The sequence below is a fragment of the Hankyongella ginsenosidimutans genome (assembly GCF_005144965.1).
GTDB classification, from domain to species: Bacteria; Pseudomonadota; Alphaproteobacteria; order Sphingomonadales; family Sphingomonadaceae; genus Hankyongella; species Hankyongella ginsenosidimutans.
Window position 1 is genome coordinate 172655 of the sequence record NZ_CP039704.1, and the last position, 23154, is coordinate 195808.

Consider the following 23154-nt stretch of genomic DNA (forward strand, 5'->3'; position numbering starts at 1 on the left):
CGATGGTTGAGGCGGATCCGGATTGGCGGACCTTGTTAAGCGCCGCGCATAGCTGGCTGGCTGCTGGCCGCGCCGTTGCCATTGCCACCGTTGCATCGGCCTGGGGTTCCGCGCCACGCCGCGTGGGCGCGCAGATGGTCATCGACGAGCAGGGGCGATCGCTGGCTCTGTCAGCGGCGGCTGCGTCGAGGGGAAGTCATCGCAGAAGCGCTTGCAATACTGGGGAGCCCGGCCGGCCCGCACGGCAAAACTCTGGATTTTGATGTCGCGGACGATGTTGCGTGGCGGGTTGGCCTTGCCTGCGGCGGGCGAATCACCGTGTTGCTGCAGGCGGTGCGCCCCGGCGGCTTCGACCCGAACCTGCTGGCGAGAACCCTGTCCGCTACCGATACGGTGCTTGATCTTGACGAAGACGGCGCGCGCCTCGCCGCGCAGGATGGTGCACACGCCGGCACGGGCCTGCGCTTGCGCTACGGCCCTGCGCCGCGCCTCGCCATCATCGGGGCAGCACATATTGCGCAGCATCTCGCGCCAATCATGCGCATGCTCGGCTACGATGTGACCGTGATCGACCCACGCCGCCAGTTTGCGACGCCAGAACGCTTTCCCGGTGCCACCATAGACACCCGCTGGCCGGACGAAGCGCTGGACGCCTGGCAGCCGGACGCAGCGTCCGCCGTCGTTGCGCTGACGCACGATCCCAAGCTGGACGACCCCGCACTCATGGCCGCGCTGCGATCACCAGCCTTCTACATTGCAGCGCTCGGCTCGCGCAAAACCCATGCAGCGCGGTTGGAGCGCCTGGGGCAGCCGGCTTCGCTCCGCAGGCGCTCGTGCGCATTCATGGCCCGGCGGGCCTCAGCATCGGCGCCGCCACGCCGGCGGAGATCGCCGTATCGGTCGCCGCGCAATTGACTGCCGCGCGGCGTGGAGTACTCGCTTGATTTTCGGACCCAACCCCAGCGAGTCGGCGGCGGGCACCATTCTTGCGCATGGACTGCGGGTCGGTGCGGCCTGGTGGCCGAAGGGCCGCCTGCTCTCGCCAGCGGACATCGATGCCCTGCATGCCGCCGCCATCGAGACCGTGATCGTCGCGCGACTCGAAGCCGGCGATGTTGCGGAGGACGCCGCCGCTGCCCAGCTTGCCGCACGCCTGGCCGGCGACGGCTGCATGGTGGAACCGCCGGTTCACGGGCGCTGCAATATCCGCGCAGGCGCGGACGGCCTGTGCCTGCTCGACATAGATGTGCTCGACGCGGTCAACCGGCTCGACCCGGCGCTGACCATCGCCACCAGAGCGGCCTGCGCCGCTGTGCGCGCCGGAGAGATCGTCGCCACGGTCAAGGTCATCCCTTATGCCGTGCCACAGACGCTGGTGACCGCTGCATGTGCCGCATGTCATGCGCCCAGCGTGTCCGTCGCTGCATATCGGGGCCAACCCGCTGCCTTGGTTCAAACCTACCTGGACGACCCGAACGAGAAGCTGTTCGGCAAAACCGAGCGCGTACTCCGCCAGCGACTGGCGCGGCTCGGCAGCACGATGACGATCTTGCCCACCGTCCCGCACACGGTGGATGCGCTGGCCAAAGCATTGTCCGAGGCCCCGGCGGGCAGCCTCCTGCTGGTACAAGGCGCATCGGCGACCATCGACCCGCGCGACATCATTCCGGAGGCCATCCGCCGGGCGGGCGGGCATGTCGAGCGCGTCGGCATGCCCGTTGACCCCGGCAACCTGCTCTGCCTCGGCTGGCTCGACGGCCGCGCAGTCATCGGCCTGCCTGGATGCGCGCGCTCTCCCAAGCGCAACGGCGTCGATCTGGTGCTGGAGCGCCTGCTGGCGGGCCAGCCTGTCGGCTCAGGGGACATCGCACGCATGGGTGTTGGCGGCTTGCTGGATGATACAGCCGAGCGCGGCATCCCGCGTGCCCGGCCGCCGCGTCTCACGATTGGCGCCATCGTCCTCGCGGCCGGCCTGTCCCGCCGCATGGGTGCGAACAAGTTGCTGCTCGACCTGGGTGGCGCGCCGGTCGTGCGGCGCACGGTCGAGGCAGCGCTGGCGGCGGAACTGCCGGTGCTGGCGATGCTTGGACACGAAAGCGAGACTGTCACGGCAGCCCTTGAGGGCCTGCCGATCATGCAGGCGCATGCGGCATGCTTTGCCGACGGGATGGGCGCGACCCTGGCCGAGGCGGCGCGCGCGATCCCTGCGGACTGGGACGGCGCACTGGTCATGCTTGGCGACATGCCGTCCATCGATCCGGAGACGATCCGCGGCTTGATCGCGGCCTTCGACCCCGAGCGCGGCCGGGATATCGTCTATCCCCTGTACGAGGAGACGCGAGGACATCCGGTGCTCTGGGGCCGCGCCCATTTTGCCGCGCTGGCGGCGCTGAGCGGCGATACCGGCGCGCGCGGGCTGTTGGCGGCGAACCGTCTGCGGACCCTGGCCGTGCCAGTCGACGACCCCGGCGTCCTCGCCGATGTCGATACGCCGCAGGCGTACGCAGCGCTGCAGGCCATGTGGCCTCTCAGGCGCTGAGTTCCTCCACCAGCGCCGTCAACGCCGCATCGTCCGCACAGCCGAGCAGCCGGCGCGCCAGATCGGGCGGATGGCCGGCCCGCGCCATGGCCGCCAGTTCGCGCCGGGCCGTTGAGTCATCCGCCGCTTTCAGGCGGTATGGGCCGAACCGCCTGCGCTGCATGAAGCGGACGGCCGCCTCGATCGCGTCGATATCATCAAGCGATGCGGCAACGCGCGTACGGTCGATGCCGTCAGCAGCCAGTCGCGCAGCAATGCTGGGCTTGCCCTGCCCGCGCCGCGCAAGCGACTGCGCCCGGGCGTGCGCGAAAGCACTGTCGTCAAGCGCGCCGAGCTGGCGAAGCTTGTCGACGATCGGCCCGATATAGGGGCGGCCTGCTCGGGCGGCACGAGCCCGCCGCGGCGGATCGCCCGCTCCAGATAGCGGCGCAAGCGCTGCTCGCTGCAGGCGTAGCGCGCGACGTAGGCGAACGCGCGTTCCTCAAGTTTGCGGATTTCCGCGTCCCTGGATGTCTCATCAATTGTCATGGCCATCTTCTTGCCACAGTCGGGTCGAACTTTGACCTTCCCATTGCGCAATGGCCTCATGAATCAGGTCATACCGCCTGAGCCAGCAATCCGTGCGTGTCGAACGAGGGTGAGTGACCGGGAATGACCCTGAAATCTGAAGCGAAAGCCATTCGTGACGCCGGTACGGCCTCCGATACAGAGCATGACGCAGCGCTGACCCCGACCCCACGCAATGCCCGATGCCCCGCCGTTTCGCCGACTTCGCCACGCTGACGGACGCCATCGACTATGCGGCGCAAGGCGTACGCGGCGCCAATTTCTATAATGCGCGCGGCCAGTTGCTAGCCGTGCTGCCCTACAGCCAGCTGCGGCGCGAGGCGATCGACCTCGCCCGCCGCATGATCGGCTTTGGCGTCAAGCCCGGCGACCGGGTCGCCCTGATTGCCGAGACCTCGCCCGGGTTCCTCATCAGCTTCTGTGCCGCCGTCTATGCCGGCGCCCTGCCGACCCCGCTGCCGCTGCCGACGACCTTCGGCGGCCGGGAGGGCTACATCGACCAGATCGCACCCAGCTCCAGAGCTGCGACCCTGTGCTCGTGCTGTCGCCACCCGAACTCGTGGAACTGGTCCGCCAGGCCGCCGAGCCAATCGACGGCTGCCTCGCCGGCAGTTGGAACGCGCTCGCCGCCGTGCCGCCGGCAACCGGCGACCTGCCCGCGGCCAAGCCGGACGATGTCGCCTACCTGCAATATTCCTCCGGCAGCACGCGCTTCCCGCACGGCATCATGGTCACCCATCGCTCCATCATGGCGAATTGCTACGGGCAAGGCGCGTTCGGTGTCGGCCTGGAGCCGGACGATCGCGGCATCAACTGGCTGCCGCTCTATCACGACATGGGCCTGGTCGGGAACTTTCTGACCCCGCTGACCTGCCAGGTATCGATGGACTACCTGCCGACGGACGAGTTCGTGCGCCGGCCGCTGATCTGGCTCGACCTGATCAGCCGCAACCCGCACCGGTCGATCTCGTTCAGCCCGGCCTTCGGCTATGACATCACGGCACGGCGCGCGGGCGCCGATGTGCTGGCCCGGCTCGACCTGTCGCGCTGGAAAGTGGCCGGCAGCGGCGGCGACATGATCCGCCCGGATATCATGAACCGCTTCATCGAGACCTTCGGCAAGGTCGGCTTCGATCCGGGCGCATTCGTCGCCTGCTACGGGCTGGCGGAGACCACCCTGGCGGTCACCTTCGTGCCGCGTGGGGCTGGCGTGTGCACCGACAGCATCGATGCCGCCAAGCTCGCCGGCCTCAACGCCAGCGGCAGCGAGACGCGCGGCACACGCGATTTCGTCGACTGCGGAGTCGTCATCCCCGGCCACCGTATCGAAATTCGCGGTGCCGATGGCGGCATTCTCGGCGACGGCGAAGTCGGCAAGGTCTGGGTGCATGGCCCCAGCGTCATGGCCGGCTATTTCCGCGATCCGGACCTGACCAGCGCCGTGCTGACGGCTGACGGCTGGCTCGACACCGGCGACATGGGCTACATGCGCGGCGAGTCGCTGTTCATCGTCGGCCGCATCAAGGACATGATCATCATCAACGGCCGCAACCTCTACCCGCAAGACATCGAGTGGGCGGCGGAACAGGCGAGCGGCCTGAAGCATGGTGATATCGCCGCCTTCGGAGTCGGCGATGGCCAGGGCGACGACCGCATCATGATCCTGGTGCAGTGCCGGATCAGCGAGCCGCAGGCGCGCGCGCAGCTCGTCGATGCGATCAAGGATGGTGTGCAGCGTCACACCGGCCTGCTGGCGCAGGTCGAACTGGTGGGTCCGCGCGCCCTGCCCCGCACCTCATCCGGCAAGCTGGCGCGCAGCAAGGCGCGCAGCCAGTTTCTCTCCGGGAGATGGCAGCGCTCGACGCAGCCGCCGCTTGAGTTCGACGGCGTACCCGCGCACATTCGAACCGTGTTGCAAACTGTAGCCTTGACCGGCGGCACCGGCTTTGTCGGCGCTGCCATCCTGTCCGCCCTTACCGCCGCCGGATATCCGGTGCGCACGCTCGCCCGTGTCGACCGGCCCGACCTGCCAGGCATCACCTGGATTCGCGGCGACCTGCGGACGCCCGACAGCCTGCGTGCTCTGACAGACGGCGCAGATGTCGTCATCCACTGCGCCGGCGCGATCAAAGCGCTGGATGCGCAAGGGTTTCTGGAAGTCAATGCGCTCGGCACGAAGCGACTGCTTGATGCCTGCGCCGGCCGTGCATTGCGCTTCGTCCATATCTCCTCGCTTGCGGCGCGCGCGCCTTCGCTCTCCGCCTATGCCGGCAGCAAGGCGGCAGCCGAGCGGGCCGTGATGGAGAGCGGGCTGGATTGGCTGATCCTGCGCCCCGGTGCCGTCTATGGGCCGGGCGACAGGGCGACGCTTTCGCTGTTCCAGGCGGTGAAGTGGGGCGTTGCCCCGGTTTTCTCAGAGGCGCGCGCCGCAGTGGTGCATGTGGCGGACGTCGCGTCGGCGGTGCTGGCCGGCCTGACACAGGGCCGGGGCATCGTCGCCGACCTGCACGACGGCGCGCCCGGCGGCGGCTACACGCAGCTTGAGATTTTCCGCATGATCGGCGCAGCGCTTGGGAAAACGCCAAGAGTGCTGCACATCCCCGCTCGCTGGCCGAACGCGTGGCGACGATCGCCGAGCAGATCGCTGGCTGGCGCAGCGCGCCTGGCATCCTCACCCGCGGCAAGGTCGCCGAACTGTATCACGACGGATGGGCCAGCACCGACACGACCCTGGCAGACGCTACCGGCTGGGCTGCGCAAATCCCGGCTGCGCGCGGCCTCGCCGACACTGCAGCCTGGTACCTTGCACACAAGTGGCTTTAAGCTGCCTTGTTTTCTCCATGAAGCGCCGTCAATCCTGACGCACGCACCACGCCAAGACTGGACACCATGACCGACGATGTATTCGACCGCCTGACCGGCGTGATCGCCGCCTACAACAAGAAGGGCATCCCCTGGAGGCGACCACCCGCTTTGCGACCGACCTCGAGTTCGATCGCTGACGGTCATGGACCTGGTGGCGGCGATCGAGGACGAATTCGACATCACGCTGCCGCTCAACCGTCTGCCGGACCTGGAGACGGTCGGCGATGTCGCCAACGCCGTGCGCGAAATCCGCGCGCGCTGACCGGGAGACTCCACGTGGCTGATCTGTTCGATAAGTTCGACCCGGCGATCGCAGAGGTTTTGGCGCTGTCCGGCAATCGCGCCGCCAATCCGGTCGGCATCGTCATGGACGAAGTGCACTCGCCGACCGAGGCGACCATCAACGGCCGGCCGACGATCCTGGCCGGCACCTACAATTACATGGGCCTGACCTTCCATCCTGAGGTCATCGCGGCCGGACAGCAGGCGCTGGCGCAGTTCGGCAGCGGCACCACCGGTTCGCGGGTTCTCAATGGCACCTACAGCGGCCACAAGGCCCTGGAGCGCACGCTCGCCGATTTCTACGGCGTCGCCCACGCCATGGTGTTCTCGACCGGCTACCAGGCCAATCTCGGCATCTGCTCGACCCTGGTCGGCAAGGGCGAATACATCCTGCTGGACGCCGACAGCCACGCCTCGATCTACGATGGCTGCGCCCTGGGCACGGCGGACATCGTGCGCTTCAAGCACAACGATCCGGCCGACCTCGACAAGCGGCTTGGCCGCCTGCCTGCGGACGCCGGCAAGCTGGTGGTGGTCGAGGGTGTCTATTCGATGCTGGGTGATGTCGGGCGTTTGACAGAACTCTGCGCCGTCGCCCGCAGACACGGTGCCATGATCCTCGACGACGAGGCGCACGCGATGGGCTTCTTCGGCGCGCACGGCCGCGGCGTGTTCGAAGAGCAAGGGGCGGACGTGGACTTCGTTGTCGGCACCTTCTCCAAGAGCGTCGGCACGGTCGGCGGCTTCTGCGTCTCCAACCATCCGAAGTTCGAGATCCTGCGGCTGCTGTGCCGTCCGTACGTCTTCACGGCTTCGTTGCCGCCATCCGTCGTCGCGACCGCGCGCCGCGCGATCGAGCTGATCGCGACTGCCTGCGCAGACAAGCGGGCGCAGCTGTGGCGCGCGACCAAGCGCCTCCATGGCGGGCTGATCGACCTTGGCTTCAGGTTGGGAACCGACAAGCCGGAATCGGCAATTGTCGCCATCCTGATGCCGGATCAGGAGACGACCATCGCCGCCTGGACCCGCCTGCTGGAGGCTGGCGTTTACGTGAACATGGCGCGCCCGCCTGCGACCCCTGCGGGCATGTATCTGCTGCGCATGTCCGTATGCGCGGAGCACAGCGACGCCCAGGTCGCAGCGATCCTGAGGCTTTGCTTCCGTGCGCGCGCTCGTGGCCGCGGCCGAGGCGCGCGCCGCCGCGTGAATGTCGCCGGTTCGTCTTGAAATCATGTGACGTTTGTCCGTCGAGCCGCTAGAGCCTTTCCGACTGAGATTGAGGCACTTGTGTTGAAGTGCCGCAATCGAGAGCGATAAGAAAGGCTCACTCTTGTGTAGACCCTTCTTGTCCGCTTTTGATTGCCACGCAAAAGTGATTCAATCAAAAACGGAAGGGTCTAGAGAGGCTGTTCCACTCACCAGAGCGCGCAGCAGACGTTCTTCATGTTTACAGCCATTGATCGGTACATCGCGCGCCTGATCTTCACGCCATTCCTGGCGACGATGCTGATCTCGGCGATGCTCCTGCTCCTCGATAAGATGCTGCGGCTGTTCGATTTCGTCGTGAACGAAGGTGGCCCGGTGTCCGTGGTCTGGCGGCTGCTCGCCAACACCGTGCCGGAGTATCTGAGCCTTGGCATCCCGATCGGGTTGCTGCTCGGCATCATGCTCGCCTTTCGCCGGCTGGCCGCCAACAGCGAGCTCGACGCCATCCTCGGCACCGGCCAATCCTATGTGCGGCTGCTGAAAGTGCCGATGCTGTTCGCGATGCTGCTGGTGTTCGTGAATATCGGCGTCGTCGGCTACCTCGCACCGCTGAGCCGCTACGCCTATGAGGGCCTGCGTTTCGAGCTGCGCTCCGGTGCGCTCGGCGCAACGATCAAGGTCGGCGAATTCGCGAACCTCGGCGACAGCGTGACGCTGCGGATCGACGAGGCGCGCGGCAAAGGCAAAGAGCTCCTGGGCGTCTTCGCCAGCACGACCGACAAAGGCGGGCGGCTGATCACCGCCACCGCCAGAAGCGGCGAGTTCCTGAAAACCGACGACCCCAACATCATCCTGTTCCGGCTGCATGATGGAACGCTGGCGATGACCGGCGGCAAGCTTGCCAGCCCACGCCTGCTTGATTTCGCCGTTCGCGACATGCCGATCAAGCTGCCGGACAGTCCCGCCTTCCGGGCGCGGCGGCGAGGAGCTGGAACTGACACTCGATGAATTAGCCAGCCGCGTCGAACAGACGCGGATCGACCCCACGCTGCATCGGGTTTTCGACGCCAATCTGCAACGCCGGCTGATCCAGCCTGCCGTCCTGTTGATCCTGCCGTTCTTTGCCCTCGGCCTTGCGATTCCCGCCAAGCGCAGCGGTTCCGCGCTCGGCGTGTTTCTGGGCGTGGTCGGGCTTGTGACCTACAACAAGGTCTCCGAATTCGCGGAACGGGCGGGCGCACTGGGCGACTTGCCGGTCGTGCCGGCGCAATGGCTGCCGTTTGCAGTCTTCGCGATCACTTCGTTCTGGCTGTTCGGATTGCTGGCGTTCCGCCCCGACCACCCCGCTTGACGTGATCGACCGGCAGTTCAACAAAGCGAGCAAGGCCATCGCCAAACTGCTCTCGACACGCCGCATGCGGCGCTTCCAGAGGGCCTGAGTATGTCGCGGACGATGCCCCGGACCCTCAGCCTCTATCTTGGCAAGATGCTGCTCGTGCGCAGTCTGGCCTTTCTGGGCGGGCTGATCCTGGTGCTGCAGAGCCTTGACCTGCTCCAGGAGTCCAGCCGTATCCTGGCGGTTGACGGCAACGGCACGTCGGAAATCCTGCGATACCTCACATGGCGGCTGCCTCAGCTCGTCACCCAGTTTTGCCGTTCGCCGTTCTGCTTGGATCGCTTTTGACCCTGTCGACGCTCGCCCAGAACAGCGAGATCACGATCCTGAAAGCATCCGGCATGTCCGCGCATCGGATTCTGGCACCGCTGATGATCGCCGCGTCCCTGCTGGCCGTCGGGCATATGGCTGTGAACGAATTCTGGACGGCGGATGCAACCCGTAAGCTGACCGCCTGGAAAGATGTGGATTATGCCAGCATGCCCGACGGCGATACCGGCGCCGGGCGCTCTGGGTCTCGGACGGCGGCACCGTGGTCAAAGCATCAAGCGCCAGGCGGATCGGCGCCACAATCGAGCTCAGCGACGTGCTGATTTACGACATGCGCAGCGACACGAAGCTGAGCAGGATCGTCAGCGCTGATCGCGCCGTGCATGCCGGGCGCAACTGGTCCCTGTTCGGCGTGAAAACCACCGATGTCAAAAGTGGCGAGACCCGTGCCCTCGACACCACACGCTGGACCACCGACATTGATCCGGCACGCTTTCTGGTCGCCAGCATCCGCCCCAATGAAGCGCCGCTCTGGACATTGATGCGTGCCATCGGGGAGCGACGCAGCGCCGGGCTGCCCGTGGAGACGCTGGAGGCCGGACTGTACCACAAATTCGCCAGCCCGCTGTCCTCGATCATCATGCCCTTGCTCGGTGCCGTGGCCGGGTTCGGCCTGGCGCGCTCGGGCAAGCTGTTCATCCGCGTGGTCATCGGCATGGCGACCGGCTTTGCCTATTTCGTCGCCGATAATTTCATGATCGCGATGGGCGAATTCGGCGCGGCGCCACCGCTCATGGCGGCATGAGCCGCTGCTGCTGTTCATTCTGATCGGCGAGAGCATCCTGTTCAGGACCGAGGAATAGGGCCACGCCCTGCCGTAAAATCGCCATAGTAGGCGTCCATCGCGACCGGATGGAGCAACCGACGGAGTGAAGGCCGATGGCTTTGCTGAACTTCTGGAACAAGAGCCACAACCTCAGCAAGATGACCTTGCGCGATCTAGTCGTCGCCTACTTCCAGCACTACACAATCCAAGCGTATCTGGCTCTGGCCGCACTGAGCGCCTGGGCTGCGATAGCCTGGACGACAAGCCCCGTCATGTCCGGCGCGTCTGTGCTGGCGGCGATCCTGTTCTACCCGCTGCTCTGGTATGTGCTCCATCGCTGGGTCCTGCACGGTGCCTGGCTCTATCGCTCGCCGCTGACCGCCGCCATGTGGAAGCGCATCCACTACGATCACCACCAGGATCCGCATCACCTGGAGGTTTTGTTCGGCGCGCTCTACACGACGCTGCCGACCATTGTGCTTGCAACCGTCCCGATCGGTTATGCGCTGGAGGGCCGCGGCGGCGCGGCGGCGGCGCTGGCGGCGGGTCTGGTCTGGACCTGTTTCTACGAATTCTGCCACTGCGTACAGCATCTGCCCTACAAACCGAAAAACAAGTTCCTGGCCGATATGAAGGCGCGCCACATGGCCCACCATTTCCAGGATGAAAAGGCAATTTCGGCATCACAAACTTCTTTTGGGATCGCCTGTTCGGCACCTTCTACGAGCGGGAGGAACGCCCGGTGAAATCGCCGACCGTGTTCAACCTCGGCTATACGGATGCAGAGGCCGCGCGGTACCCATGGGTCGCGCGCCTTTCGGGCGGTGTCTGGCTCGGCACCCCGCGCGGCCGCCGGCAAGCAAAGCCCGATGTCGCGAACACTGACGTCGCAGACGCCGCTTGACGCCGTCCATCGCTGTCAGGCGCGTCGAAAGTTCGGCCGACCTCAATAGCTTCGTGGAACTCGCCTGGTCGCTCTACGCGGGCGACCCCGCCTGGACGCCACCGCTGCGCAGCGAAGTGAAAGGCCTGCTCGACCGCAGGGCCAATCCGTATTTCGAGCATGCCAGCGCCGCTTATTTTCTGGCGCTCCGCGATGGCAAGCCGGTCGGGCGGATCAGCGCGCAGCTGTGCGATCTGGTTCAGACGCACATGGGTCAAGGAACCGGCCAATGGGGTTTTTCGACTCGATCGATGACCCGATGGTCGCTGCCGCCCTGTTCGGCGCCGCTGAAGCCTGGCTGCGCGATCAGGGTATGACCCGTGCGCTCGGGCCGTTCAGCCTGTCGATCTGGGATGAACCCGGCCTGTTGATCGAAGGGTTCGCACGCCGGCCCTGCATCATGATGGGCCATGCGCGGCCCTATGCCGGCGCGCTGGTCGAAGCCCAGGGCTATGCCAAGGAGCGTGACCTCTACGCCTATCTCGTGCCACTCCATGAGTCGTTCCCGACGGCCCGTCGCGCCCTGGAAAAGCTTGGCTTAGACAAGAATTTCCGCCTGCGTAATGCCGACAAGAAGAATTTCGACGTTGAGCTGCAGAATGTTCTGAGCATTTTGAATGAAAGCTGGGGCGTCAACTGGGGTTCATTCCGCTCACGCCACGCGAGATCGCTTTCGCTGCCAAGAAGCTGAGGCCGATCATCCTGCCGGAGTATGTGAAGATTTGCGAACATGATGGCGAACCGGTCGCCTTCATGCTGACCCTGCCAAACATCAACGAGTACACCCACGACCTGAACGGCAACCTGTTCCCGTTCGGATTCCTCAAACTTTTCTGGCGATTGAAAAATCCGAAGTCGCAATACGTCCGCGTGCCCCTCATGGGCGTGCGCCCCGCCTACCAGAAGACGCGCTGGGGGCCTCATGGCGCTGGCCATGATCGAGGCGACCCGGATCCAGGCTGGACATGCCATGGGGGCGCAGGAAGCCGAATTGTCCTGGATTCTCGAGGATAATCTGCCGATGCGCGGCATCCTGGAAATGATAGGTAGCCGGATCGACAAGACTTATCGCATCTACAGCAAGCCGCTTGCGTAGATATCGATCACCGGAGGATGCTTAGACCCTTCCCGTTTTTGATTGAATCACTTTTGCGAGGCAATCAAAACGGACAAGAAGGGTCTGTGCAAAAGTGAGAGCCTTTGTTGCCGCTTTCGCTTGAGGCACTTAAACACAAGTGCCTCAAGCTCAGTCGGAAAGGCCCTAGGGCGCGCCGCGCCAGGCGCGCACGTCGGCGTCGAGTCCGAAAAGCGTGTCCGCTGGAAGCTCGACACGTGCCAGCCTGATCACATCCCCGGCAGCCTCGACAACCTTCGGGTCGCCGCGCTGTTGCGCCAATCGCGCCCAGAGGTAAGCCTGTTCCAAATCGCGCGATACGCCAACACCGGATGAGAACTGATTTGCGAGCATGAGTTGTGCGTCGGCATCGCCTGCCTGCGCAGCCTTGTAAAACCAGACTGCCGCAATTCCCGGATGCCGCGGCACGCCTTCGCCAGCGAGCGCCATCTTGCCGAGAGCCGTCTGCGCCTCCGGGACACCTTGCCGCGCCAAGGTGTCGAAGAAATGTTGCGCACGCGTTACATCTCCAGCCATATAAGCCATTGTCGCGAAGCGGAGTGCTTGCGACGTCTGGTTTTATGGCCCACGGCCGCCGCCGCCATCAGGCTCGCAGCCGCCGTAAAACTCAATGCGCCGAATACGATTCTTTTCTCATGGCTACGACTTGTAATAGCGCCAGAAAACGGCAAGACAATGGCAAATGTCTGCTTCCTCGCCCCGTATAGGCGACCATGTGCGTCGCGTTCAAGCCTCGCTGGCGGCACGGCTGAGGACATATTTCCTGAACGGGCTGGTTTTGACGGCACCGGTTCTGATCACGGCCTATTTGGTGATTACAACCATTCGTTTGATCGACGGCTGGGTCGAGCCGCTGTTTCCGCCCGGGTGGCGCAGCTTTGCGGTCCCGGGTTTGGGGCTGATCCTCGTCATCTCGGCACTGACGCTGGTTGGCGCCGTGCTCGGCAACGTCATGGGGCGCTGGCTGGTCAGCCTGTGGGAAGGGTTGGTAACCCGGTTGCCGGTCATCCGCTCGATCTACAACCCCGTCAAGCAGGTGTTCGATACCGTCATCAGCCCGGATGCCGTGTCGTTCCGCGAGGTGGTGCTGGCGCCCTTCCCGCACCCGGATGTGCGCTCGATCGCATTCGTCACCGGCAAGGCCCCACCCAGCGTTGCCAGCGCCATGAAGTCCGGGGAGGCGTGGGTCTATGTCTATATCCCGACAGCACCCAGCGCCTATGCCGGCTTCCTGACCGTCATGCCGCGCAGCCAGTTGATCGCCGTTGACATGCCGGTCGATGAAGCGCTCAGCTCGGTGGTTTCGCTTGGGATCGCCGGCAATCAGCCGGAGCGCAGCAAAGGCACGGCGGAGTCCCGCTCCATCAGGTAAAGCAGCACGCGCAGCGCCTGGCCGCGTGGTGTGCGCAGTTGCGGGTCGCGCGTGACCGTCAAGCGGGCATCATCGCGCGCCATGGCCAGCAGATCGCCGTCCAGGGCCAGGTCGGCCAACCGGAACTGCGGCAGGCCGGATTGCCGGGTGCCGAGCAGTTCGCCGCTGCCGCGCAGCCGCAGATCTTCCTCGGCGATACGAAAGCCGTCATCCGTCTCGCGCATCAGCTTCAGCCGTGCCCGCGCCGCTTCCGACAGCTGGGAGCCGCGCAGCAGCAGGCAGACCGACGCCTGCGATCCGCGCCCGACGCGCCCGCGCAGCTGGTGCAGTTGCGCCAGCCCGAAACGCTCGGCCTGCTCGATAACCATCAAGGTGGCGGCCGGCACATCGACGCCGACCTCGATCACCGTGGTGGCCACCAGGATACGCGTCTCGCCGGCAACGAACGCCGCCATGGCTGCATCCTTGCTGGGACCGGAGAGCTTGCCGTGCACAAGCCCGACCTGCGCCCCGAAACGCTGTCGCAGCGCCTCGGCGCGCGCTTCGGCCGCCGCCAGGTCCGTCTTCTCCGACTCATCAACCAGCGGGCAAACCCAAAGGCCTGCGCGCCGGATGCCAGCGCGCGCGCCAGCCCGTCATAGACGTCGTCAAGTCGCTCAAGCGGCACCACCCGGGTGTCGATGCTTTGACGTCCCGGCGGACGCGTATCGAGCCGCGACACATCCATGTCGCCATAGAGCGCCAGGGTCAGCGTGCGCGGGATCGGCGTTGCAGTCATGGCCAGAAGATGTGGCGTCCAGGCAGCCTTGGCGGTGAGCGCCAGCCGCTGGGCGACGCCGAAACGATGCTGCTCGTCGATGACGACCAGTCCCAACGCCCGGTATTCGATGGCATCCTGAAACAGCGCGTGCGTCCCGACGATCAGGTCTACTTCGCCACCCGCGACCGCTGCCTGGGTCGCTGCGCGCTCGGCTTTGCGGTCGCGCCCGGTCAGCAGGGCGATACGGATCCCAAGCGGCCTGCACAAAGTCTCAAGCGTTGCAAAATGCTGGCGGGCGAGGATCTCGGTCGGGGCGAGGAAGGCAACCTGACTGCCGGCGTCGATCGCCTGGCAGGCCGCCGCCAGCGCGACCACCGTCTTGCCCGCGCCGACATCGCCCTGCAGCAGGCGCAGCATCGGCTTGTCCGCAGCCAGATCGGCGCCGATCTCTGCAATGCAGCGCTGCTGCGCAGGGGTCAGGGTGAACGGCAGGGAGGCAGCGAAAGCGGATGCGCGCGCTCCGGGGGCAACGCGCGGCCGCCGGTCGCACGGGCACGCGAACGCACGAGCACCAGCGCCAGCTGCGAGGCCAGCAGTTCGTCGTAGGCCAGCCGCTGCCGCGCTGCATTGTCCGCCGGCGCGGCATGTCGCGCTGCAAGTGCCGCACGCCAGTCCGGCCAGGAACGCTGGGCCAGTAGCGCCGGGTCGTGCCATTCTGGAAGGTCCGGCACACGGGCGAGCGCCACGGCGACCAGGCTGCGCAGCCGCGCGTTGGTCAGCCCTTCCGTCAAGGGATAGACGGCCTCCCTGAGCGGGATCGCCGCGTCCTCATCGGCGATATGGTCGGGGTGCACCATCTGCAATTGGCCGGCATAGCGTTCCAGCACGCCGGAGACGCGCCGCCGCGCGCCGATGGGCAGCTTCTTGCCGATCATGCCGCCGGGGTCGGAGAAGAATGTGAGCGTCACAAGCCGGTGTTCGTCGTCGGCGGCGATCACGCGGGACGGTCGCCGTCCCTGCCCCAGCCGATGCTCGCACACGGTCAGCGGCACGATCACCGGCGTGTCGAGCGGCGCATCTGCCAGTGTGGCGAGCGGCAATCGCTCGACCTGACCGACCGGGCAATGAAACAGCAGATCCACGACGCGCGCGACATCGAGCCGCGCCAGCAGCCGCTCGACCCCAGCGCCGACACCCTTGAGTGTCGCGACCGGTGCGAATAGAGGGAACAGGATTTCTGGACGCATGGGACTGCCCCTGATAGCCATGCGCAAGCTTTCGCGCCACCCACCTGGAAGGATTGACCGTGTCCGCCGACCGCGCCGCCCGTCTTCGCCGCCTTCAGTTCCGCGCCTGGCACCGCGGCACCAAGGAGGCTGACCTGATGATCGGCGGCTTTGTCGACAAGCATCTGGACAGCCTCGACGATGCAGCGATCGCCTGGGTCGAACGCCTGCTGGAGGAAAACGACGTCGACATCATGGCCTGGGTGATTGGAACCGCACCATGCCCCGATGCTTATCGCGGCCCGCTCTTCGACGCCATGCAGCGTCTCGATTATCTCACCATCGCCCGCTGACCGTTGTTCGATCCAATCGCCCTCGCCGCCGCCGCTGAACGGCAGACGCTCGCCCATGTCCCAGACGGCGCCGCCCCGCTGGTCGTCGCGCAAGCCCTGCGCGCCACCAGGCCCGGCGCACGCACGCTGCTCATTGCCCGCGACGATGCACGCGCCGCCACGATTGCGGACGCCGTGCGCTTCTTCGCACCGGAAGCCGCCGTGCGCAGCCTGCCCGCATGGGACTGCCTGCCCTACGACCGCTCGTCGCCGGCGCTGCGTACGACCGCGGAACGTCTGGCGACACTGAGCTTTCTTGCGGGCCCACGCCCGGAACAGGCGACGTTGATCGTCACGACCGTCAACGCCATGCTGCAGCGGGTGCAACCGCGTGCCACCATGGCGCAGGTGACGCGCGTGGTGCGGACCGGCGAACGGGTCGACCGCGACGACCTGATCGCCGTGCTTAACCGCGCAGGCTATCACCGGGTCGACATGGTGGTCGAAGCGGGTGAATATGCCGTGCGCGGTGGCTTGCTGGACGTCTTTCCGGCAACCGAGAAGACGGCCATGCGGCTCGACTTTTCGGCGACGAACTGGAATCGATCCGCCGCTTCGACCCCGCAGACCAGCGCACCATCGACAAAACCAGGCACTTCACGCTGCTGCCGGCAAGCGAGGCGTTGCTCGACGACGCGCGCATCCGGCGGTTCCGCCAGGGCTATATCGAACGGTTCGGCGCACTCGCCTCCAGCGATCCGCTTTATGACAGCGTCAGCGCGGGGCGTCGTGCTGCCGGCATGGAGCACTGGCTGCCGCTGTTCGAACCGGCGCTGGAAACCGTCTTCGATTATCTGTCCAGCGACGATCTGGTGCTGCTGGAAGCGCAGGCGCTATCTGCAGCGGCCAACCGACTGGACGCCATCGAGGACTATTATCAGGCGCGCAAGACCGCCCTCAGCGACAACCAGGGCGCCTACCGGCCGCTGCCGCCTGAGCTGCTGTATCTCGACCAGGCCGAGCTTGACAGCCAGCTTGACTCGGTGTGCGCGCACGCCCTGACCCCGGTGCTGCCGTCTGCGGCAGCCACGGACTGCGGCTTCACGCCCGCGCGCGACTTCGCGCCGGAGCGGCAGGCAGCGCCCGGCAAGGTGTACGACGCCACGCTTCAGCACCTCGAAGACCTGGGCAAGCGCGGCACCAAGAGAGTGATCGCCACCTACCCGAGGGCGCGCGCGAACGCTTCGCCGGCCTGCTGCGCGACCATGGCGCCGCGAATGTAGCGCTCGCCGAGTCCTGGCAGGAGGCACTCGGCCATGGCCACAGCGGCATCGCGCTGGTGGTGCTGGGGCTGGAGCATGGCTTCACCGGCCCGGACGTCGCACTGCTGACGGAGCAGGACATCCTCGGCGAGCGCCTGGTGCGCTCACGCCGGCGCAGCAAGCGCGCCGACCAGTTCCTGACCGAGGCGTCATCGCTGGCCCGGCGATCTGGTCGTCCACGCCGACCACGGCATCGGCCGCTACGAGGGGCTTGCGACGATCGAGGTCGGCCATGCCCCGCACGACTGTGTGGCGCTGACCTACGCGGACAACGCCAAGCTCTACGTGCCGGTTGAAAACATCGACGTGCTGTCGCGCTACGGCTCTGACAGCGAGGACGTCGCGCTTGATCGGCTTGGCGGGGCCGCCTGGCAGGCGCGCAAGGCGCGGATGAAGGAGCGTATCCGCGAGATCGCACACGCACTGATGCGCGTCGCCGCGCAGCGCGCGCTGCAGGAGGCACCCGCCCTGATCCCGCCGGATGGGGAATATCAGGCCTTCTGCGCGCGCTTCCCTACACGGAAACCGACGATCAGGCCCGCGCCGTCGAGGATGTGCTCGCCGACCTCGGCTCCGGCCGCCCCATGGACCGGCTGGTCTGTGGTGATGTCGGCTTCGGCAAGACGGAAGTGGCGCTGCGCGCCGCCTGCGTCGCGGCCCTGGCCGGCCAGCAGGTGGCGGTCGTCTGCCCGACCACCCTGCTTGCCCGCCAGCATTTCCATCGGTTCAAGGAGCGCTTCAGCGGCCTACCGCTCGAAGTCGCGCAACTGTCGCGCCTGATCTCCACCAGCGAGGCGAACCGGGTGCGCGAGGGCCTGGCGGACGGGCGCATCGATATCGTGGTCGGCACGCACGCGGTGCTCGGCAAGACCATCAGCTTCAAGAGGCTGGGCCTGGTGGTGGTCGATGAGGAGCAGCATTTCGGCGTCGCCCACAAGGAGCGCCTGAAATCCCTGCGCGCAGAGGTCCACATGCTGACCCTGACCGCAACGCCGATCCCGCGCACCCTGCAGATGGCGCTGACCGGCCTGCGTGATCTCTCCATCATTGCAACGCCGCCGGTCGACCGTCTGGCGGTGCGCACCTATGTTGCGCCCTGGGACGATGTGGTGATCCGGGAAGCACTGCTGCGCGAGCATTATCGGGGTGGCCAATCGTTCCTGGTGACGCCGCGCATCGCCGACCTGCCGGACCTCGAGCGCTTTCTGCGCGAGCAGGCGCGGAGGTCCGGTATGTGGTCGCGCATGGCCAGATGGCCCCGACCGAGCTTGAGGAGCGCATGAACCGCTTCGTCTCGGGCGAGGCCAACGTGCTGCTCTCGACCTCGATCGTCGAGTCCGGCCTCGACATCCCGACTGCGAACACGCTGATCATCCACCGCGCTGACATGTTCGGGCTGGCGCAGCTCTATCAGTTGCGTGGTCGGGTCGGGCGTTCGAAGATCCGCGCCTACGCCCACCTGTGCACCCCGGCACGCTTCGGCATCTCCGAGTCAGCCGAGAAGCGCCTGCAGGTGCTGGCCAGCCTCGACACGCTGGGCGCCGGCTTCCAGCTCGCCAGCCATGACATGGATCAGCGCGGCGCCGGGAACCTGTTGGGCGATGAACAGTCCGGCCACATCCGCGAGGTCGGGTTCGAACTCTACCAGGAGATGCTGGAGGAGGCGATTACCGCCGCGCGCGCGCAGTCTGCAGGACTTGCGCCGCCCGAGGATGCGTTCGCGCCGCAGATTACAGTCGGCGCCAGCGTCCTCATCCCTGAGGACTATGTGCCGGACCTCAGCCTGCGCATGGGCCTCTATCGCCGGATCGGCGACATCACCGAACGCGCGGAGATCGACGGCCTGGCCGCCGAACTGATTGACCGGTTCGGAAAACTGCCGGATGAGGTCAAAACCTGCTGGCAGTCGTCGAAATCAAGAACCACTGCCGCCGCGCCGGCGTCGCCCGGCTGGAGGCCGGCCCCAAGGGCGCCGTCGTGACCTTCCGGGAAGGCGGTTTCGTCAATGTCCCCGCGCTCATCGGCTTCCTGCAGAAACAGGCTGGCACCGCCAAGCTGCGCCCGGACCAGAAGCTGGTCTATGCGCGCGACTGGCGCGAGGTGCGCCAGCGGCTGAACGGCTCGTTGCAGCTCGCCCGCGCCCTTGCGGCGCTGGTTTAGAGCATGATGACACTGGAGTGACCCTTATCTCCCTCCCGTTCACGGGAGGGGTGGTGCAAAGCACCCGGGTGGGACCAGGGGTGGCAAGTGGCAATGCAGCCACCCCGGCCTGTCGGCCACCCCTCCACCACACTTGCGGGTGGTCCCCTCCCCAATGGGGAGGAAGCATCAGTTGCTCCAAGTCGTTGAAAAGAGCCTGTCTGCTGCTCGCAGCAAACTTCAGGCGGCGCGGCGTTGAGGCTGGCGCAGCATCTGGAGAAAATCGATTGCCGTTGTCGCGTCTATGCTGCTCACAAGGCTGCTTTCCACCCGGAGCGGCAGGCTGACCGAACTGCCCGGCAGCGTGCAGTTGCGGAACCGCAGCACGGAGGTCAGCCGCGAGACTGCGGCGCGCGCGCCGTGGGGTCGGTATCGGGGAACACCGTCAGGACAGTGGCACCGTCGATGCGTGCCACCACATCCTCGCTGCGCTTGAAACGGCAGAGCAGTTCGACCATGTGGCGCAGCAGGTAGTCGCCGACGGCGTACCCGTACTGTGCGTTGATCTGGGCAATATCGGCGATCCGGAACAGGGCACCGGAGACGGGCCATTTGCGCTTGCGCCCGTCGAGCAGAAGATCATCGAGATAAGCCATGCCGAAGCCATGGCTGAACGCGCCAGTCTGATGATCGGTCACCAGTACGTCCGGTGTTTCGCGGCAGGCCTGGCACAGCTCCGCCCGCATGTGCTGCAGCCGGATGACCGAACGCAGGTGACTGAGCAGCCCGATGCGGTCGATACTGCCGACCAGAATGTCGGTAACGCCGGAGCCGTATAGATTGCCCAACGTATCGTCGGCGAGGGTGGGCGTAATCAGGATCTGCGGCAGATTGAACAGGCCCGGCTGGTTGCGCAGGCCAAGCATGAATTCAATGGCGTCGCCATCATTGCCGTCCGCGCGCAGCACGCACAGATCGGCGCGCAGGCTCCGGAGATCGTTCGCCGCCAGGCCGGTATCCGAATAGCGCACGACATCGCCGACGCACGCCAGCGCCTCGACGACATCCAGTTCCTGCTCCCGCGCCAGATCGATGTAGACGATGCGCGGGCGCGCAAGGCCGGAGATGGCCGCGCATCAAGCGACAGCAGCTTTTCCGGGCCTTCGCCCATGCGGAAAGGGGCTGCGACCATGATCCGGCGGCGCAGTTCGCGCTGCATGGTCAGCAAGCGCAGGATGACATCGACCCTTACCCGCAACTGGTGCGGGTGGGAAACCCGCGGCATGAAATAGTCGAACGGCGCATTCGGCAGCTCTGGATCGCTCGTGGCGGTGGGCAGGCCGATGGCCGCGACCACCGTGTCCAGTTCCGAGGCAATGTCTCGCGCTGCGCGCGCCACCTCCACCGCATCGTCCCAACCGAGCCCGGCTTCGAGCGCGGGGTACGGCGTCCCCGTCGGGCCGGTCGTCGCGATGATGAGCAGCTCGATGTAGTTGCTTTTCAGGATTTCGATCGCTGAGTCGCGCGTGTGCGCGATATACATCGCGCCGCCGCCGCTGGCGAGAACACTGGCGTTACAGCTTGCCCTTACAGAGTCAGGGTCAACGATGAGCAGGCTTGAAAGTCGCATCGACGTCCTATCTTTCTTCCAGCACATACCTTTGTGCTGGTAAAGAAATCGTGGCCGATGATCAGGGTGCCCCGATGATCAGGGCCCATTGCGCGCAGAAGGTTTTCAGCGCTTCCGGGCGCAGCGGCGGCGTGCAGAGATACCCCTGATACCAGTCGCAGCCCTCACGCGCCAGCAGAGCGCGTTGCGCCTGGGTCTCGACCCCTCGGCGACGACGCTGATGCCCAGTGCGCGCGCCATCTCGATCACGCCATGCACCACGATCCGGTCGCGCCCGGTCGCGGCGAGGTCGGTGACGAAGCGCCGATCAACCTTCAGGCAATCGAGCGGCAGCGCCCGCAAATAGGCGAGCGACGAGTAGCCTGTCCCGAAATCGTCCAGCGCGATCCGCACGCCCATGCCGTGCAGACTCTCGATCATTTCGCTCGCGACATCCAGATCGTCGACCAGGCCGCTTTCCGTCACTTCGAGCGTCAGGCGGTCGGGGAAAGCCAGTGTCGTGGAGTATGCGCTGGAGCCGCCGGTCGAAATCCGGGCACTGGATCTGCGATGGCAGGACATTGACCGAAAGCCGCAGCGTCGTCAGGGCCGGTTCGGTCAGGAGGCCGCCTGGCTCAACGCCAGGCGGATGATGGCTTCGGCCACCTCCGCTTCGATCTCGGCGTTCTGCGCGACCGAGAGCACCGTCTCCGGGTCGATATCGCCGAGCACGGGGTGCGACCAGCGCACCAGCGCCTCCAGCCCGACGATGCGGTTTGTCCCCAGGTCGACCTGGGGCTGGAATGCGAGATCGAGCGCATTCGCCTGCACGGCGACCCGCAGGTCGGTCTCGAGACTGATCAGCGTCGCCGCATGATGTTCGTGCTCGGCGGTGAAAATCTGAATGCCGTTCGGGCCGAGCCGGCGCGCCCGCGCCAGCGCCAGGTCCGCCTGCCGGAACATGGTCTCCATGTTCTGATGATGCGCCAGCCCCAGCGCGATGCCGATCCTGCAGGAGAGGTGAATGGCACGCCCGTAGACCACGAACGGCCGCTCGAACGCCTGTGCCAGTTGAATGGCCCATTCCAGGGCTTCTTCTTCTGCGCCGCCGGCGGCGACGATCAGCGCGAATTCGGCGCCACTCAACCGTGCAAGCAGAGCTTCCGATGCGTCCGCGTCCTCGGAAAGCGCAAGGCGACGTAGCCGCCGGGCCAGCGCCTGCAGCAGCGCCTCGGCGGTCTCCCGACCATAGGCGGCATTGATATGCCCAAACCGCGCGACCGCAATCTCGATCACGGCATAATTTTCCTGCGGTGCGTTCTCGATATGCTGCCGCAGCCAGGCGCGCGCATAGCTTTGCGCGGCCAGGCCCGTAAGGGGTCGAAATGCGCATGCAATTGCTCACGACTGGTGGCGGCGTCCCGGTCTTCGACGGTCGCGAGCAGGGTGCGCACCCGGCCGGAGGCATCGCGCTGCGCACTGATGTGGTGGGCAAGGGCAAGCCGCCGGTTGCCGACGGTCAGGGTGTGCGTCGCAGTCGTGCTGCCGCCTTCTGCAAACAGCATACGAATTTTCCGCAGCAGGACCCGGCGCTCCTCGGCCGGTGTATTGCGCAGGATGCCGCGCACGGACCAGCCCCGGCCCGCTTCCGTCGTCATGATGTTTTGCAGATCGCCCGACAGGCCGACGAGGCCCCGCTCCGCATCCAGCGCCCAGCGCGGCAATTCCTGATCGACCGCCTGCGCCACGCTGAGCGCCCGCGCGGTGCGCGCCGCCAGCAGGCGATGGCTGACTGCGCGCGCCGCGCGTATCGACTGCGCCAGCTCAATCGGGCGGACAGGTGCCAGCAGGAAGTGCGTGATGCCGCTTTCCAGCGCGTGCGACAGGCTGTCATGGTCGCCTTGACGCAGCACGATGATCGAGACCAGATCGCGCTCGCCCTCGAGAGTGCGGATCTTGTATAGCGCATCCAGCGCGCCTGCCGGGTCGTCGCGCGCATCCAGGACCAGAACGCGCGCATGGCTACGGCGCAGTGTGGCCGCGATGTCGTTGAAATTTGCCTGATATTGAGCCGAGACGCCAAGGGCGGCGATCTGGCGGCACAGCGCGGCCGCCCGGCTTCCTGCAATCAGCGCTGATGCGTCCGGCGTCAACAGCGGATGGCCCTCCGTCGTGCGTGCCCCTCGCCGCGCGTTCTTGCAGGCAACTGCGCTGCCGTCCACCGCAAACTTGCACGTGCGGCGGATCTGAGCGGTATTTACATTTTATTAGCATTTCTATGCAAAATATTACGGGTCAGGATAAGCCACAGTATAAGCCGGCGCCTGACCGGAGCAGGTATTCGCTGGCGCACGGCGCACGGCGG

Annotated in this window: 23 protein-coding genes and 6 pseudogenes; 20 read left to right on the forward strand and 9 right to left on the reverse strand. The window is 66.0% G+C overall.

What is annotated here, in order from left to right; translation table 11 throughout:
* Positions 1-2: 2 nt before the first annotated feature.
* The 3 genes and pseudogenes from E6W36_RS21345 to E6W36_RS01060 all read left to right on the forward strand — a co-directional run bounded on the left by E6W36_RS21345 (position 3) and on the right by E6W36_RS01060 (position 2539).
* Entirely contained in the window at positions 3-263 is a 261-nt protein-coding gene (locus tag E6W36_RS21345) for an XdhC family protein (protein WP_342776727.1), read from the forward strand.
* A gap of 280 nt (positions 264-543) precedes the next feature.
* Positions 544-944: pseudogene (locus tag E6W36_RS21350) on the forward strand (XdhC family protein).
* Positions 941-2539, forward strand: coding sequence for an NTP transferase domain-containing protein (locus E6W36_RS01060; RefSeq protein WP_222873483.1), 1599 nt, complete (start codon positions 941-943; stop codon positions 2537-2539). Before E6W36_RS21350 ends, E6W36_RS01060 begins: the two are co-directional and overlap by 4 nt.
* Here the strand turns inward: E6W36_RS01060 and E6W36_RS22665 are convergent.
* Both E6W36_RS22665 and E6W36_RS22670 read right to left on the reverse strand, forming a co-directional pair.
* The gene (locus E6W36_RS22665; RefSeq protein ID WP_425459664.1) at positions 2529-2702 is read right to left on the reverse strand and encodes a hypothetical protein; all 174 of its coding nucleotides are present in this window, start codon (positions 2700-2702) and stop codon (positions 2529-2531) included. The genes E6W36_RS01060 and E6W36_RS22665 overlap by 11 nt on opposite strands.
* Complete coding sequence (locus E6W36_RS22670) at positions 2669-3067, reverse strand: hypothetical protein (protein ID WP_425459665.1); 399 nt, start codon at positions 3065-3067, stop codon at positions 2669-2671. The genes E6W36_RS22665 and E6W36_RS22670 overlap by 34 nt, the downstream gene beginning before the upstream one ends.
* A gap of 221 nt (positions 3068-3288) precedes the next feature.
* On the opposite strand from E6W36_RS22670, the pseudogene E6W36_RS22675 reads away from it, so the two are divergent.
* The 14 genes and pseudogenes from E6W36_RS22675 to E6W36_RS17225 all read left to right on the forward strand — a co-directional run.
* Positions 3289-4952 (forward strand): annotated as a pseudogene (locus E6W36_RS22675) (fatty acyl-AMP ligase); the annotation flags it as partial.
* A gap of 63 nt (positions 4953-5015) precedes the next feature.
* Positions 5016-5999 carry an NAD-dependent epimerase/dehydratase family protein gene (locus E6W36_RS22680; RefSeq protein WP_246048393.1) on the forward strand — a complete coding sequence of 328 codons (984 nt, stop codon included), beginning with the start codon at positions 5016-5018 and terminating at the stop codon, positions 5997-5999.
* A pseudogene (locus E6W36_RS22685) lies at positions 5996-6233 on the forward strand (acyl carrier protein). Before E6W36_RS22680 ends, E6W36_RS22685 begins: the two are co-directional and overlap by 4 nt.
* A gap of 14 nt (positions 6234-6247) precedes the next feature.
* The gene (gene spt, locus E6W36_RS01080; RefSeq protein WP_222873484.1) at positions 6248-7480 is read left to right on the forward strand and encodes a serine palmitoyltransferase; all 1233 of its coding nucleotides are present in this window, start codon (positions 6248-6250) and stop codon (positions 7478-7480) included.
* Between the two features lie 216 nt (positions 7481-7696).
* Positions 7697-8467 carry an LptF/LptG family permease gene (locus E6W36_RS21370; RefSeq protein ID WP_342776730.1) on the forward strand — a complete coding sequence of 257 codons (771 nt, stop codon included), beginning with the start codon at positions 7697-7699 and terminating at the stop codon, positions 8465-8467.
* The gene (locus tag E6W36_RS21375) at positions 8376-8810 is read left to right on the forward strand and encodes an LptF/LptG family permease (RefSeq protein ID WP_342776731.1); all 435 of its coding nucleotides are present in this window, start codon (positions 8376-8378) and stop codon (positions 8808-8810) included. The genes E6W36_RS21370 and E6W36_RS21375 overlap by 92 nt, the downstream gene beginning before the upstream one ends.
* Before the next feature lie 102 nt (positions 8811-8912).
* A complete protein-coding gene (locus tag E6W36_RS01090) occupies positions 8913-9143 on the forward strand; it encodes a hypothetical protein (protein ID WP_222873485.1) in 231 nt (76 codons plus the stop codon).
* The gene (locus E6W36_RS20085) at positions 9140-9448 is read left to right on the forward strand and encodes an LptF/LptG family permease (protein WP_222873486.1); all 309 of its coding nucleotides are present in this window, start codon (positions 9140-9142) and stop codon (positions 9446-9448) included. Before E6W36_RS01090 ends, E6W36_RS20085 begins: the two co-directional genes overlap by 4 nt.
* Positions 9388-9930: an LptF/LptG family permease gene (locus E6W36_RS20090; protein ID WP_222873487.1), complete on the forward strand. Its 543-nt coding sequence runs from the start codon at positions 9388-9390 to the stop codon at positions 9928-9930. Before E6W36_RS20085 ends, E6W36_RS20090 begins: the two co-directional genes overlap by 61 nt.
* 134 nt (positions 9931-10064) lie before the next feature.
* Complete coding sequence (locus E6W36_RS01105; protein WP_342776732.1) at positions 10065-10697, forward strand: sterol desaturase family protein; 633 nt, start codon at positions 10065-10067, stop codon at positions 10695-10697.
* Positions 10694-10855, forward strand: coding sequence for a hypothetical protein (locus E6W36_RS21380; RefSeq protein WP_342776733.1), 162 nt, complete (start codon positions 10694-10696; stop codon positions 10853-10855). The genes E6W36_RS01105 and E6W36_RS21380 overlap by 4 nt, the downstream gene beginning before the upstream one ends.
* 53 nt (positions 10856-10908) lie before the next feature.
* Positions 10909-11211 carry a hypothetical protein gene (locus E6W36_RS17215; RefSeq protein ID WP_246047913.1) on the forward strand — a complete coding sequence of 101 codons (303 nt, stop codon included), beginning with the start codon at positions 10909-10911 and terminating at the stop codon, positions 11209-11211.
* Positions 11154-11585 (forward strand): hypothetical protein, encoded by a 432-nt coding sequence (locus tag E6W36_RS17220; protein ID WP_246047914.1) that lies wholly within the window; start codon positions 11154-11156, stop codon positions 11583-11585. The genes E6W36_RS17215 and E6W36_RS17220 overlap by 58 nt, the downstream gene beginning before the upstream one ends.
* A gap of 231 nt (positions 11586-11816) precedes the next feature.
* On the forward strand, positions 11817-11990 hold the full coding sequence (locus E6W36_RS17225; protein WP_246047916.1) for a hypothetical protein: 174 nt from the start codon (positions 11817-11819) through the stop codon (positions 11988-11990).
* Positions 11991-12155: 165 nt separating this feature from the next.
* Here the strand turns inward: E6W36_RS17225 and E6W36_RS01115 are convergent, their stop codons facing one another.
* A complete protein-coding gene (locus E6W36_RS01115) occupies positions 12156-12554 on the reverse strand; it encodes a tetratricopeptide repeat protein (RefSeq protein WP_342776734.1) in 399 nt (132 codons plus the stop codon).
* Between the two features lie 190 nt (positions 12555-12744).
* Here E6W36_RS01115 and E6W36_RS01120 point away from each other — a divergent pair, with 190 nt between their 5' ends.
* Positions 12745-13401 (forward strand): DUF502 domain-containing protein, encoded by a 657-nt coding sequence (locus E6W36_RS01120; RefSeq protein ID WP_222873489.1) that lies wholly within the window; start codon positions 12745-12747, stop codon positions 13399-13401.
* Here the strand turns inward: E6W36_RS01120 and recG are convergent.
* Positions 13353-15408, reverse strand: a pseudogene (recG, locus tag E6W36_RS01125) (ATP-dependent DNA helicase RecG). The gene E6W36_RS01120 and the pseudogene recG overlap by 49 nt on opposite strands.
* Positions 15409-15467: 59 nt before the next feature.
* Between recG and E6W36_RS01130 the strand changes: the two are divergent.
* Positions 15468-15740, forward strand: coding sequence for an FAD assembly factor SdhE (locus E6W36_RS01130; RefSeq protein WP_222873490.1), 273 nt, complete (start codon positions 15468-15470; stop codon positions 15738-15740).
* Positions 15741-15743: 3 nt separating this feature from the next.
* A pseudogene (gene mfd, locus E6W36_RS01135) lies at positions 15744-19201 on the forward strand (transcription-repair coupling factor).
* A gap of 219 nt (positions 19202-19420) precedes the next feature.
* On the opposite strand, the gene E6W36_RS01140 reads toward mfd, so the two are convergent.
* The 5 genes and pseudogenes from E6W36_RS01140 to E6W36_RS01165 form a co-directional block, all read right to left on the reverse strand.
* A complete protein-coding gene (locus E6W36_RS01140) occupies positions 19421-19567 on the reverse strand; it encodes a hypothetical protein (protein WP_222873491.1) in 147 nt (48 codons plus the stop codon).
* Positions 19568-19572: 5 nt separating this feature from the next.
* Positions 19573-20148: a GGDEF domain-containing protein gene (locus tag E6W36_RS01145; RefSeq protein ID WP_222873492.1), complete on the reverse strand. Its 576-nt coding sequence runs from the start codon at positions 20146-20148 to the stop codon at positions 19573-19575.
* Positions 20055-20723: a hypothetical protein gene (locus E6W36_RS01150; RefSeq protein ID WP_222873493.1), complete on the reverse strand. Its 669-nt coding sequence runs from the start codon at positions 20721-20723 to the stop codon at positions 20055-20057. The genes E6W36_RS01145 and E6W36_RS01150 overlap by 94 nt, the downstream gene beginning before the upstream one ends.
* Positions 20724-20915: 192 nt before the next feature.
* Positions 20916-22187: pseudogene (locus E6W36_RS17230) on the reverse strand (EAL domain-containing protein).
* Complete coding sequence (locus E6W36_RS01165; RefSeq protein WP_222873496.1) at positions 22082-23011, reverse strand: ANTAR domain-containing protein; 930 nt, start codon at positions 23009-23011, stop codon at positions 22082-22084. The pseudogene E6W36_RS17230 and the gene E6W36_RS01165 overlap by 106 nt, the downstream one beginning before the upstream one ends.
* Positions 23012-23154: the final 143 nt, after the last annotated feature.